This window comes from Streptomyces gardneri, from assembly GCF_006539185.1.
GTDB lineage: Bacteria > Actinomycetota > Actinomycetes > Streptomycetales > Streptomycetaceae > Streptomyces > Streptomyces gardneri.
On the sequence record NZ_BJMN01000003.1, the window covers coordinates 97,227 to 110,060 of the forward strand.

Consider the following 12,834-nt stretch of genomic DNA (forward strand, 5'->3'; position numbering starts at 1 on the left):
GATGCCGGTCACCATGGTGACCGGCATCAGTCATGCGACCACCGGGCTACGGCGTTCCACGAGCAGCACGTCGCGCCAGACGCCGTGATGCCGGGCCACACGCTCCCGTCGGCCGAGAACGCGGAACCCCACGGACTCGTGCAGAGCGAGGCTCGCCGAGTTCTCCGGGAAGATGCCCGCCTGGATCGTCCAGATACCGGCCTTCTCCGTGGAGGCGACCAACGCTTCCAGGAGCGTGCGCCCCACGCCCGCTCCGCGTGCCGTGGGACAGACGTACACGGAGTGCTCGACCACCCCCGCGTAGGCGGGGCGAGCCGAGACGCGGGACACCGCCGTCCATCCGACGACCCGCCGTTCACGGCCGAGCGCGACGAACCGATGTGCGGGCAGCTTGGCGGTGTCGAAGGCGCTCCACGGGGGTGCGGCCGTCTCGAACGTGGCGTTTCCCTCGTCGATGCCCTGTTGGTAGATCGCCATGACGGCAGGCGCGTGATCGTCGGTCATGGGGGCGAGGGTGATGTCGGTGCGCGGGGATGTGGTCATGCTTGCTCCTTTCCGAGGTGCGCTCCAGGAAGCGGCGTACGGGCGGCCGGGGTACGGCGACGATCCTGTGGCGGCACAGGCCGCCACAGGATCGTGGGTGGGGGGTGTGGGGGGTGTGGGGGAGCGTTCGGGTCAGAGGAAGGGCAGTGCGACGAGCCCGATGCCCACGCTGCCGAGGAGACCGACGGTGAGGTAGAACGCGAAGACCTTCGCCTTGACGACGCTCTTGACGGCCACCATCGCCGGGATCGTCGTGATGGCACCGCCGAGGAGGAAGGTGACACCTGCGGCGGCGACCATGCCCTGGTTCAGAAGGCCTTCGACGACCGGGATGGCACCGACGCCGTTGAGGTACAAGGGGACGCTGATGAGTCCGGCGACCAGGACGGAGAGGGCGCCGTCAGTGCCCAGGACGCCCGACACGACGTCGGTGGGCACGTAGCGGATGATCAGGGCTTCGAGGACGATGGCCAGCAGCAGCCACTTGCCCAGGATCAGGGAGTCGCTGACGATCTCCTTGAGGATCTCGCCGGCGCGGAGGTTCTTGATGTCACGCCGGACGAGTACGCGCCACGGCGTGCCGTCGTCGTCCGCGTCGTTCCGCGCCGCGGCGGAGCAGCCGCCGGCCTCGGGCGCGGGCTCCTGGGCGGCGCCGCAGCCTCCCTCGGACGTGCCGCCGCCGGTGCCACCCCCACCGACGGTGACGGGCTCGGGGACGGTCGCCTTCGTCGTGGAGCACGCCGTCTCGGGAACGGTCACCGTCTCCTGCGAGCAGCTCTTGGCGGGCGTCTTCTCCTCGGTGGAGTCGAGCAGCGGATCGGCGAACCGTCCGCGCCGTTCGAGCGCCAGGACGATGAGACCCGCGCCGAAGCTCAGCGCCAGCGCGCCGATGAGGCGGGCCGTGGCGATGGGGATCCCGAGCTGGGCGGCGGAGAGGGCGTAGATCTCCGGGTCCATGGACGGGGAGGCGATCCAGAACGACATGACCGCCGAGAGCGGGACGCCGGCTATCAGGAAGCGGCGGATCAGGGGGATCACGGTGAAGGAGCAGAAGGGACTGAACGCTCCGATGGCCGTGACGATGGCGATGCCGAGGACGCCCTTTCGCCCGTGGGCGAAGCTGCGGCGCGCGACGACGTCGATGGACAGACGCTGGACGGCGATCCCCAGGACGATGGCTACCAGGAACCACGGGAGATAGTGCAGCACCTCGAACAGGATGAACAGGGCAAGCGCCCGCAATTCGTCCACAGGTGAACCTCTCTGAGACGGTGACACATGAGGGGAGCGGCGCCGTGCAGGGGCGTACGGGGAACGTGGCGAGCTGCGTGGGGAGGGTCGTTCGGCATCCGCTTTATCGAATATCGATGATAGACGATTAATGGGATGCCCTGCAATGGAGATCGGGGACGGGTGGTGACTGTGTCAGTGGTGGCGGAAGAGGCTTGTCGTCGCGGATCGTCATCGAATAGCATCGATGGATCATGAGCAGCGCGATGAATGCCCGGCCGATCGACCGACGTGCGGCCGAGTCCTATGCCACCTGGTTCAAGGCCCTCTCCGATCGCACCCGCGTGCGGATCCTCAATCTCCTCGCGCTCGCGGCCGAGCCGATGAGTGTCGGTGAGATCGTGAACCGTTTGAGCGTCGGACAGTCGACGGTGTCCCACCACCTGAAGCTGCTCGCCGATGCGCGGTTCGTCCGGCGTGAGCGCCGGGGGACGTCCATGCTGTACAGCATCAACGTCGCCTGCGTGGCCTGCTTCCCCAGCGCCGCCGACGCCGTCATGGGCCGCCCCGCGGCCTCCGTCTGAGGTCGGGCTCGTTGACCGACTCGACCCTTCGCGCAGCCGGCGCGCCGATCGGCGCCTGCTGCCCGCCCATCGTGACCGCCGCGCTCTCCGAACAGGACGCCGAGATCATGGCCGCGATGTTCAAGGCGCTGGCCGACCCCGTCCGCCTCCGACTCCTGTCCAGAGTGGCCTCACACCCCAACGGTGAGGCATGCGTCTGCGACATAGCCGACGTGGGCGTCTCCCAGCCCACGGTCAGCCACCACCTGAAGAAGCTTCGTGAAGCGGGCCTGCTCACCTCCGAGCGCCGCGGAACATGGGTGTACTACCGCCCCGCGCCCGGCGTCCTGGCCTCACTGGGAGCGTTTCTCGCCGACACCGAGAAACGCGGCGAGTCAGAGGTTCCGTAGGCGGCCCAGGCCTCCTGACACGCGGCTCCGTAGCCCTGCATCCGGGGCGGCGTGAGCTGTTCTGCCCCTGTCCGGGTCAGTCGATGTACGGGCTGCGACGCTCGATGAGGACGGTGTCGCGCCAGACCCCGTGGTGACGACCGACGCGCTCGCGAGTGCCGATGACCCGGAAGCCCGCACGGGCGTGGACGGCGAGGCTCGCGGAGTTCTCGGGGAAGACACCGGACTGAACGGTCCAGATCCCGGCCGCCTCGGTCGACTCGACGAGCGCCTTCAGCAGTACGGAGGCGACGCCCCGGCCGCGGGCGTCGGGGTGGACGTACACGGAGTGCTCGACGACGCCGGCGTACGCGCACCGGTCGGAGACCTTCGTGGCGGCCACCCACCCGAGCACCCGGCCGCTCTCGTCGAGCGCGGCGAAGCGGTGTTCGGCCAGCTTGGCCGCGTCGAACTGCTCCCAGGTCGGGGCGACGGTCTCGAAGGTGGCGTTTCCCTCGTCGATCCCGGCCTGATAGATCGCGACGACCTCGTCGGCATGGTCGGCGGTGAGCGGTACGACGGTGATGGAGCCCGTGGCTGATCCGGTCATGGGGCGGAGTCTCCCAGACGCAGCGCCGAGCGCCGGAACGTCCCTGGGCTGCCGAGATCAGGCGCCGTTCGGGAGGTGCACACCCCAGACATGGAGGACGTCACGGGACTCGGACACCGTCGACCACGTGCCGTTTCCGAGCGCGGTCGGCTCGCAGGAGACCGGCGAGGGGTAGGTGATCGGCACGAAGCCGGCCGCCCCCGCGGTGTCGATCAGCCAGTGCCGTCCCTGGCCCCACTCGTCGTCGCTTTCGGCAGTGGAGGCGACGAGGGTCGACTCATCGAGGAAGCCACCTGCCCAGTCCCAGCAGACGAGCATTTCGTCGTCGTCATCATCGTCATCCTCATCGGCAGAGGCGGCTTCAGGGTGTCTGGGGATGACAGCCTCGGCCTCCCATTCCAGCGCCTCCATGACGGTTCCGCTGGAATCGCGTACGGCGAGCGAGTCCTGGTCATGCGAGACGGTCATCAGCCGGTCGCCCGAGGGGCTGAGGCTCAGCAGGCAGAGGTCGCCTTCCAGGTGGTCCACCGTCAGCTCCTTCCCGTCCCATCGGCCCCAGCGCAGCGGCGCCCCGTCCTGCCCTTCGCCGATGCTCAGTCCCATCTGGCGCGGGTCGGTGGGGTGGGTCAGGTGGACGCTGCCCGCGGCCGCGGCCTCGGCGTTGGCGCGTGCGAGCACTCGACCGTTCTCGGCGTCGACGACCAGCCACTCGTCGACCGTGTCAGGGTTCAGTTCACCCTCGGGCAACGGGCCGCGTACGTGGGCCCATACGATCTTGCCGTCCGCCGAGAAACCCACGGAGCCGCTCTCCGGGTACCGATGGTCCGGCCGATCCGCGTACTCGTCGTACGACTCGTGCATCTCTCGGCACGCGCCGTACCAACAGCCGTGCCGGACCTCCCAGCGCGTCGCACCCGACGGCTCCACCGCCCGCACGGCGTGAACGCCGGCGAACACGGTCACACTCGCGTCCGGCGCCACCTCCCACGTCCCGCGATGGCGCGGCCAGGGCGCGGGAAAGCGGACGCTCTCTCCGGAGCGTGGGACGAAGGCATCGTCCAGAGGCTGGGCCACGACCTCCTCGTCGTTCCGCTGGACGAGCATCCTGCGCCCCGGCAGTCCCGCGATCTCCGGAGGGCCGGACCGTGACGCGGGCATGAGCGCGGGAACGGTGGCACGGAGCCGAGCGCGAGCGGACAAGCGAACCTCCCAGGGTGATCACACGCGGGGAAGACTACGACGCTCCTCGGACATCGGGCCGTGCGTCCCGCGGTTCGCCTGCCGGTGACGCCACTCGCCCGGGCCCGCGGGCAGCGGCGGCAGTGGCGGTGGTGTCAGGCCGAGGCCGCCTTGGTGAGGAGGGCTCCCATGGCGGCGAGGACGGCGGGCTCGACCCGGTAGTACACCCAGGTGCCGCGCCGCTCGGAGGAGAGCAGCCCGGCCTCCTTCAGCTTCTTCAGGTGGTGCGAGACGGTCGGCTGGGAGACGCCGACGTCGGAGATGTCGCAGACGCAGGCCTCCCCGCCCTCGTGCGAGGCGACGGCGGAGAACAGCCGCAGCCGGACCGGATCGCCGAGCGCCTTGAACATGACGGCGGTCCGCTCGGCCTCCTCGGCGGTCAGTGGCCGCTCGTTCAGAGGCGGGCAGCACGGCGCTATCTCGGGCTCCAGTACCGGCAACATCTTCACGTTCGACATCTATCTATGTTGACACATGTCGAACCAGCCGCCCAGGGACTCGCTCCCCTGGCGTTCGGCCCAGGGCTTCATGAATTCGATGAATGTCTATGTTGACGGCTGTCGAATCAGGTGCCAAGCTGAAGGTGCAAGACATCGACAAACGTCGAATCAAAAGGGGAAGAGCCGTGAACGTCACCGCCACCGACCAGCTGCCTGTCGTGATCGTCGGAGCCGGGCCCGCCGGGCTGGCCGCTGCCGCGCACCTCGTCGACCGGGGGCTGGAGCCGCTGGTCCTGGAGGCCGGAACCCGGGCCGGCGCGGCGGTACGCGAGTGGTCGCACGTGCGGCTCTTCTCCACCTGGGGCGAGGTCGTCGACCCGGTCGCCGAGAAGCTGCTGGCCCCGACCGGCTGGGTGAAGCCCGACACGGGCACGTACCCGACCGGCGCGGACTGGGCAGGCGACTACCTCCAGCCCCTCGCGGACGTCCTCGGCGACAGGGTCCGGCTCGACGCCCGTGTCACCGGCGTCTCCCGTACCGGCCGCGACCGCGTCGTCGACGCCGAGCGCGAGGAGCAGCCCTTCACCGTCCACATCCGGTACGGCGACGGACACGAGGGGCGCGTCCTCGCGCGGGCTGTGATCGACGCCTCCGGTACGTGGTCCACCCCGAGCCCCGCCGGCGGCGACGGCCTCCCGGCCCTCGGTGAGCGTGCGGCGGCCGACCGGATCTCCTACCGCGTCCCCGACCTCAAGGACCCTGCCGTGCGGGCCCGTTACGCGGGCCGACGTACCGCCGTCATCGGATCCGGCGCCTCTGCCTTCACCGCCCTCGCCTCCCTTGCCGCTCTCGCGAAGGCCGAGGACGGCACGAGCACCCACGCGACCTGGATCCTGCGCCGCGGCATCTCCGGCGCCACCTTCGGCGGGGGAGACGCCGACCAGCTCCCGGCCCGCGGCGCCCTCGGCCTCGCCGCGAAGGCCGCCGTCGAGGACGGGTACGCGGAAGCCGTCACCGGCTTCCGTACGGACGCCATCGAGCGCGCGGACCAGCAGCTGGTCCTCGTGGCCGAGGACGGGCGCCGACTCGACCCGGTCGACGAGGTGATCGTCCTGACCGGCTTCCGCCCCGACCTGACCTTCCTCGACGAACTGCGCCTCGGTCTCGACGAGCGGCTCCAGGCCCCCGTCGAGCTCGCTCCGCTCATCGACCCGAACCTGCACTCCTGCGGCACCGTCTACCCGCACGGTGTGAAGGAGCTGTCGCACCCCGAGGAAGGCGTGTACCTGGTGGGCATGAAGTCCTACGGCCGCGCCCCGTCCTTCCTCGCCCTCACCGGCTACGAGCAGGTCCGCTCGGTGGTCGCCGCGATCGCCGGCGACCGCGAGTCGGCCGAGCGCGTCGAACTCGTACTCCCCGAGACCGGAGTCTGCGGCGGCGCCGGCCTCTTCGACCAGCCTGCCGACACCGAGGCCGACGGCGGAGAATGCTGCGCGACCCCGACCCCGGCTCCGCTCCAGATCGGCGTCGGCATCGGTGCCGGCGTCCCGGTGGCCGCCTCCGGCGGCTGCTGACCCTGCCCCATCCACCTCACCACCACACCCACAGCCGGAGGAACACGATGTCCCGCATACAGCTCGCCCTGCGCGTACCCGACCTGGCGGCATCGGTCGCCTTCTACACCAAGCTCTTCGGCACCGAGCCGGCCAAACTCCGTGACGGCTACGCCAACTTCGCCATCGCGGAGCCGCCGCTCAAGCTGGTCCTCATCGAAGGCGCCGACGACGAGGACACCCGTCTCGACCACCTCGGCGTGGAGGTCGACACCACCGAGGCGGTCCATGCCGCCACCGCGCGGCTGGGCGAGGAAGGTCTGGCGACGAAGGAGGAGAACGACACCACCTGTTGCTACGCCGTCCAGGACAAGGTGTGGGTCCAGGGCCCCGGCCGCGAACCGTGGGAGGTGTACGTCGTCAAGGCCGACGCCGACACCCTGACCAGGCAACAGGGCAGCACCTGCTGCACCGGCACGACGGACACCGCCGGGCACGATGCCGGCGAACCGGTCGCCGCCGCCTCCGTCGGCTGCTGCTGATCACTCCATGACCGAACTTCACACCCGCGGAGCCGCGACCGGAACAGGGGACCGGTCGCGGCTCCGCGCCGTCCTGCCCGCGCTCTGCGCCACGCAGATCACCAGCTGGGGCATCGTCTACTACGCCTTCCCTGTCCTCAACCCCCAGATCGTCGCCGACACCGGCTGGCCCACCGGCGCCACGATGGCGGCCTTCTCGCTGGCCCTGGTCGTCTCCGGCCTGGCCGGAATCCGCGTCGGCCGGATCATCGACCACCGCGGCCCCCGCACGATCATGACCGCGGGCTCCGCTGCCGGGGTCCTGAGCCTCGGGATCGTGGCCCTGGCGCCGAACCTGCCTGTCTTCTTCGCCGGTTGGATCCTCGCCGGGCTCTCCATGGCGGCCACCTTCTACCAACCCGCGTTCGCCGCCCTCACCCGCTGGTGGGCTCCCGACCACGTCCGCGCCCTCACGATCGTCACCCTCGCCGGCGGTCTTGCCTCCACCGTCTTCGCCCCGGTCACCGCCGCGCTGGCCGAGCACCTGTCGTGGCGTGAGACCTACTTCGTGCTGGCCGCGATCCTCGCCATCGTCACCCTCCCGGCCCACGCCCTCGCCCTGCGCGCCCCCTGGCCGCCGGCGCCGTCCGCCCCGGAGGGTGCGGACACGAGCCCCGGCACGGTGACCCGCAGCCGGCCGTTCCTCCTGCTCGCGGTCGCGTTCACGCTTTCCGCCTTCGCGATGTACGCCGTGGTCGTCACCCTCGTCCCGCTCCTGCTCGAACGCGGCTACACCACAGCCCAAGCCGCCTGGGCCCTCGGCCTCGGGGGTGCGGGCCAAACCCTCGGCCGCACCCTCTACGCCCCGCTCGCCCGCCACACCGGCCCGACGCTCCGCACCACGACGCTCATCGCACTCGGCGCCCTGACCACCGCGGCCCTCGCCGTCACCCCGGGCCCGTACGGCCTGGTCATCGCCGTGTCGATCGTGGCCGGGATGGTCCGCGGCAACCTCACCCTCCTCCAGGCCACCGCCATCACCGACCGCTGGGGCACCCGGCACTACGGCCGACTCTCCGGCATCCTCAACGCCCCCGCCATGACGGCCTCGGCCCTCGCCCCCTTCGCCGCAGCCCTTCTCGCCGGCCCGCTGGGCGGCTACCCGGAGCTGTTCGCCGCGCTCGCCGGTCTCGCGGCGGTGGCGGCGCTGGTCGCGACGGCGACCTCCGTCCGGAGGGATGTGTAGGCCCCTGGGGTCAAGGGCTGGTTCGACACCGCGAGAACTGAGAACGGTCACGTGCGGGCGGCCGGGGCCTCAGGTGCCCGGGCCGCCGGGCCCGGACGACACGCCCGCGCCGAGGATGGGGGGGGTGGACTTACTAGGACGTCCAACTATATGTTCGTGACAAGCCCGCGGTGCAGGGAAGCCGGTGTGAATCCGGCGCGGTCCCGCCACTGTGACCGGGGAGTGTGCTCTTCAGCAAGAGAGGCCACTGGCGGAAACCATCCGTCGGGAAGGCCGGAGAGCGCGCGCTGATCCGGGAGTCAGGATACCGGCCGTGGGGTGTTCCGTGTTGTCCACGAGGATGGAGCAGACACGCATGGCACCGGTACGTGACCACGGCCCAGGTGATCCGGCGGAGTACCCGAACCCCGAGGCCCTGTCCCCGCGTTCGTGACTCGACGAAGGCGCCCTCGCCTTCCCTTGTCCCGCGGTCGGACCCGCGGCGCGCACCCCGATCGGTGTCGCGTCGCGGCCCCTCGCCGCGCCTTCCTCGGATCCTCACCTGACGAGAGCAGGCTTCGATGGTCCGCGAGCTCACCCATTTCATCGGCGGAAAGCACACCACCGGCACGTCCGGACTCTTCGCCGACGTCTACGACCCCAACACCGGCGCCGTCCAGGCCAGGGTCCCCCTGGCCGGGCGCGCCGACGCCGAGGCGGCGATCGCCGACGCCGAGGAGGCCCAGCGGGAGTGGGGCCAGTGGAACCCGCAGCGACGCGCCCGCGTGCTCATGCGCTTCCTCCAACTCATCGAAGGAGAAAGGGACTCCCTGGCGCGGCTGCTGTCCGCCGAGCACGGCAAGACCGTCGCCGACGCCCACGGCGACCTGCAACGCGGCCTGGAGGTCGTGGAGTTCGCCGCCGGTATCCCGCACCTGCTCAAGGGCGAGTTCACCGACAGCGCGGGCACCGGCATCGACGTCCACTCGCTGCGCGCCCCGCTCGGTGTGGTCGCCGGGATCACTCCCTTCAACTTCCCGGCGATGATCCCGCTGTGGAAGGCCGCGCCTGCCCTGGCCTGTGGAAACGCGTTCATCCTCAAGCCGTCCGAGCGCGACCCCTCCGTACCGCTCCGCCTCGCCGAACTCTTCCTCGAAGCCGGCCTCCCGCCCGGTGTGCTGAACGTGGTCAACGGCGGCAAGGAGGCCGTCGACACCCTTCTCGAAGACCCCCGCGTCCAGGCGCTCGGCTTCGTCGGGTCCACCCCGATCGCCGCGCACATCTACGCCACCGCCGCCGCCCACGGCAAGCGCGCCCAATGCTTCGGCGGTGCCAAGAACCACATGATCGTGATGCCGGACGCCGATCTCGACCAGGCCGCCGAGGCGCTGATCGGCGCCGGGTACGGCTCCGCGGGCGAGCGTTGCATGGCGATCTCCGTCGCCGTCCCCGTCGGGGAGGAGACCGCCGACGCGCTGGTGGCGAAGCTGAAGGAGCGCATCGCCTCCCTGCGCATCGGGACCTCCGACGACCCGGACGCCGACTTCGGTCCCCTGGTCAGCAGGGACGCCCTGGACCGCGTCAACCGCTACGTCGGGATCGGGGTCGGCGAAGGCGCGGAACTCGTCGTCGACGGAAGGGGGTTCACGCTCGAAGGACACGAGAACGGCTTCTTCGCAGGCGCCTCCCTCTTCGACCGGGTCACCCCGGCCATGCGGATCTACCAGGAGGAGATCTTCGGCCCGGTGCTGTGCGTCGCACGGGCCGCCGACTACGAGTCGGCGCTCCGGCTGCCGAGCGAGCACCCGTACGGCAACGGCGTGGCCATCTTCACCCGCGACGGCGACACCGCCCGCGACTTCACCCGACGCGTCAACACCGGCATGGTCGGCGTCAACGTCCCCATCCCGGTCCCCGTGGCGTACCACACCTTCGGCGGCTGGAAGCGCTCCGGCTTCGGCGACCTGAACCAGCACGGCCCGGACTCGATCCGCTTCTACACCCGGACCAAGACCGTGACCTCGCGCTGGCCCTCCGGGGTCAAGGAAGGCGCGAGCTTCACCATGCCGACGATGGGATGAGCGCCGTGACCACCCTCACCGAGGATCAGCTCGCCCTCGCCGAAGTCACCCTGGACTTCGCCCAGGAGCAGCTCGCCCCGCACGCCGTGGCCTGGGACCAGGACAAGCACTTCCCCGTCGACGTCATCCGCAGCGCCGCCTCGCTCGGCCTCGGCGGCGTCTACGTACGGGAGGAGCACGGCGGCTCCGGACTCACCCGGGCCGACGGCGTCCTCGTCTTCGAGACCCTGGCGACCGGCTGCCCCTCCATCGCCGGCTACCTCTCCATCCACAACATGGTCGCCTGGATGATCGACCGGTACGGAGACCAGGCCCAGCGCGCCCGGTGGCTGCCCGGCCTCTGCTCCGCCGAGACCCTGGGCAGCTACTGCCTCACCGAACCGGGCGCCGGCTCGGACGCCGCCGCACTGCGCACCCGCGCCGAGCGGCAGGGCGACCACTACGTCCTGAGCGGCGTGAAGCAGTTCATCTCCGGCGCCGGAGCCTCCGGCCTGTACGTCGTCCTGGCTCGCACCGGAGGGGCCGGTCCCGGCGGGATCTCCGCCTTCCTCGTCGAACGCGGTGACCCGGGAGTCTCCTTCGGCGGGAACGAACGCAAGATGGGCTGGAACGCGCAACCCACCCGCCAAGTCGTCCTCGACGGCGTGCGCATCCCCGCCGACCGGCGCCTGGGCGCCGAGGGCGAGGGCTTCCGCATCGCCATGCACGGCCTCAACGGTGGCCGCCTCGGCATCGCGGCCTGCTCGCTCGGCGGGGCGCAGAGCGCCCTCGACCGAAGCCTCACCCATCTCGCCGACCGTGAGGCCTTCGGAGCCCGGCTGCTCGACGCCCAGGGTCTGCAGTTCCGGCTCGCCGACATGGCCACCGAACTCGCCGCCGCCCGCGCACTGGTCCGACAGGCTGCCGAAGCCCTCGACCGCGGCGACCCGCAGGCCGCGCAACTCTGCGCCATGGCCAAGCGGTTCGCCACCGACACGGGCTTCTCCGTCGCCGACCGGGCGCTGCAGCTGCACGGCGGATACGGCTACCTCAGCGAGTACGGCATCGAGAAGATCGTCCGCGACCTGCGGGTCCACCGGATCCTGGAAGGGACCAACGAGATCATGAACGTCATCGTCGCCCGCGGCCTGACGGAGCACCTGCGATGACCGGGGACGCGACGACCGGGACCGAGGAGGTCCTGGTCCGCATCGAGGGGCGGACGGGCCGTCTCATCCTGAACCGCCCCGGCGCCCTGAACGCGCTCAGCCATCCCATGGTGCTGCGCATCGAGGAGGCGCTCACCACCTGGCGGGAGGATCCCGACATCGAAGCGGTCGTGATCTCCGGCGCGGGGGACCGCGGACTGTGCGCGGGCGGTGACGTCCGCGCCATCCACGAGGACGCGCGGACGGGCGGCACGGCCACGGCCGCCTTCTGGCGGGACGAGTACCGGCTCAACGCCCTCATCGCCCGCTACCCGAAGCCGTACGTCGCCCTCATGGACGGCATCGTGATGGGCGGCGGGGTCGGAGTCTCGGCCCACGGCACCGTAAGGATCGTCACGGAGCGCTCCCGCGTCGCCATGCCGGAGACCGGCATCGGCTTCGTCCCCGACGTCGGCGGCACCTACCTCCTGGCCCTGGCGCCGGGAGAGCTCGGCGTCCACCTGGCCCTGACCGGGGCACCCGTCGGTGCCGCCGACGCCCTGCTCTGCGGCCTCGCCGACCACTTCGTACCGGCCGAACGGCTGGACCGCCTGGTCACGGGGCTCGCGCACACGTCCGTCCACGACGCTCTGGCGGCACATGTCGGCCAGGCGCCGCCAGGGCAACTGGCGGCCCACCGCGAGTGGATCGACCACTGCTACGCCGCCGACACGGTCGAGGAGATCCTCGACCGGCTCATGGGAAGCGGAGTGCCGGCAGCCAAGGAGGCCGCCGCCACCCTGACCACCAAGTCACCGACCGCCCTCAAGGTCACGCTGACCTCGTTGCGCCGGGCCCGCGGGCTCGGACCGCTGGAGCGGGTCCTCGAACAGGAGTACCGCGTCTCGTGTGCGGCCCTGACCTCCCCGGACCTCGTCGAGGGCATCCGGGCCCAGGTCATCGACAAGGACCGCGATCCCCGCTGGTCCCCGGCCGACCTCGCAGACGTCACCGACGAGGACGTGGCCCGCTACTTCACCCCGCTCGGAGCCGACCGCGAGCTGCGGCTCGCGGCCCCCGACCCGCTTCAGGAGGTGCCCTGGTGACCACCGCCATCGCGTTCATCGGTCTCGGTCACATGGGCGGCCCCATGGCCGCCCGTCTCGCCGCCGCCGGCCACCGCGTGCTCGGATTCGATCTCGTCCCCGAGGCCCTGGCGACCGCCGCCGCGGCCGGGGTGGAGACGGCGGACTCGGCTCGGGCAGCCGCCGCCGCGGCCGACGTCGTGATCACCATGCTGCCGGCGGGCCGCC

General features: G+C 71.0%; 14 protein-coding genes and 1 riboswitch. Of the genes, 9 read left to right on the forward strand and 5 right to left on the reverse strand.

Annotated features, from left to right (window positions below):
- Nucleotides 1-30: 30 nt before the first annotated feature.
- Both SGA01_RS02100 and SGA01_RS02105 read right to left on the reverse strand, forming a co-directional pair.
- Nucleotides 31-543: a GNAT family N-acetyltransferase gene (locus tag SGA01_RS02100; protein WP_141292691.1), complete on the reverse strand. Its 513-nt coding sequence runs from the start codon at nt 541-543 to the stop codon at nt 31-33.
- 132 nt (nt 544-675) lie between these two features.
- Nucleotides 676-1,794, reverse strand: coding sequence for a permease (locus tag SGA01_RS02105; protein WP_167533978.1), 1,119 nt, complete (start codon nt 1,792-1,794; stop codon nt 676-678).
- Nucleotides 1,795-2,027: 233 nt separating this feature from the next.
- Here SGA01_RS02105 and SGA01_RS02110 point away from each other — a divergent pair, with 233 nt between their 5' ends.
- Both SGA01_RS02110 and SGA01_RS02115 read left to right on the forward strand, forming a co-directional pair.
- Nucleotides 2,028-2,357, forward strand: a complete 330-nt coding sequence (locus SGA01_RS02110; RefSeq protein ID WP_229917725.1) for an ArsR/SmtB family transcription factor — start codon at nt 2,028-2,030, stop codon at nt 2,355-2,357.
- A gap of 11 nt (nt 2,358-2,368) precedes the next feature.
- A complete protein-coding gene (locus SGA01_RS02115) occupies nt 2,369-2,746 on the forward strand; it encodes an ArsR/SmtB family transcription factor (protein ID WP_371865969.1) in 378 nt (125 codons plus the stop codon).
- A gap of 76 nt (nt 2,747-2,822) precedes the next feature.
- Here SGA01_RS02115 and SGA01_RS02120 read toward each other — a convergent pair whose 3' ends face one another.
- The 3 genes from SGA01_RS02120 to SGA01_RS02130 form a co-directional block, all read right to left on the reverse strand.
- The gene (locus tag SGA01_RS02120; RefSeq protein WP_141292695.1) at nt 2,823-3,335 is read right to left on the reverse strand and encodes a GNAT family N-acetyltransferase; all 513 of its coding nucleotides are present in this window, start codon (nt 3,333-3,335) and stop codon (nt 2,823-2,825) included.
- Between the two features lie 57 nt (nt 3,336-3,392).
- Nucleotides 3,393-4,535 carry a hypothetical protein gene (locus SGA01_RS02125; RefSeq protein WP_141292697.1) on the reverse strand — a complete coding sequence of 381 codons (1,143 nt, stop codon included), beginning with the start codon at nt 4,533-4,535 and terminating at the stop codon, nt 3,393-3,395.
- A 134-nt stretch (nt 4,536-4,669) separates the two neighbouring features.
- A complete protein-coding gene (locus SGA01_RS02130; protein ID WP_055645404.1) occupies nt 4,670-5,032 on the reverse strand; it encodes an ArsR/SmtB family transcription factor in 363 nt (120 codons plus the stop codon).
- Between the two features lie 167 nt (nt 5,033-5,199).
- Between SGA01_RS02130 and SGA01_RS02135 the strand changes: the two genes are divergently transcribed.
- The 7 genes from SGA01_RS02135 to SGA01_RS02165 all read left to right on the forward strand — a co-directional run.
- Entirely contained in the window at nt 5,200-6,588 is a 1,389-nt protein-coding gene (locus SGA01_RS02135) for an NAD(P)-binding domain-containing protein (RefSeq protein WP_141292699.1), read from the forward strand.
- A 47-nt stretch (nt 6,589-6,635) separates the two neighbouring features.
- Nucleotides 6,636-7,109, forward strand: coding sequence for an ArsI/CadI family heavy metal resistance metalloenzyme (locus SGA01_RS02140; protein WP_141292701.1), 474 nt, complete (start codon nt 6,636-6,638; stop codon nt 7,107-7,109).
- A 7-nt stretch (nt 7,110-7,116) separates the two neighbouring features.
- A complete protein-coding gene (locus tag SGA01_RS02145; protein ID WP_141292703.1) occupies nt 7,117-8,334 on the forward strand; it encodes an MFS transporter in 1,218 nt (405 codons plus the stop codon).
- 151 nt (nt 8,335-8,485) lie between these two features.
- Nucleotides 8,486-8,664: riboswitch (cobalamin riboswitch) on the forward strand.
- A 230-nt stretch (nt 8,665-8,894) separates the two neighbouring features.
- Nucleotides 8,895-10,394, forward strand: coding sequence for a CoA-acylating methylmalonate-semialdehyde dehydrogenase (locus SGA01_RS02150; RefSeq protein WP_141292705.1), 1,500 nt, complete (start codon nt 8,895-8,897; stop codon nt 10,392-10,394).
- Nucleotides 10,391-11,542 carry an acyl-CoA dehydrogenase family protein gene (locus SGA01_RS02155; protein WP_141292706.1) on the forward strand — a complete coding sequence of 384 codons (1,152 nt, stop codon included), beginning with the start codon at nt 10,391-10,393 and terminating at the stop codon, nt 11,540-11,542. The genes SGA01_RS02150 and SGA01_RS02155 overlap by 4 nt, the downstream gene beginning before the upstream one ends.
- A complete protein-coding gene (locus tag SGA01_RS02160) occupies nt 11,539-12,627 on the forward strand; it encodes an enoyl-CoA hydratase/isomerase family protein (protein ID WP_141292708.1) in 1,089 nt (362 codons plus the stop codon). Before SGA01_RS02155 ends, SGA01_RS02160 begins: the two co-directional genes overlap by 4 nt.
- Nucleotides 12,624-12,834, forward strand: a 211-nt coding sequence (locus tag SGA01_RS02165) for an NAD(P)-binding domain-containing protein (protein WP_167533979.1), incomplete at its 3' end; no start/stop codon positions are given. The genes SGA01_RS02160 and SGA01_RS02165, both read left to right, overlap by 4 nt.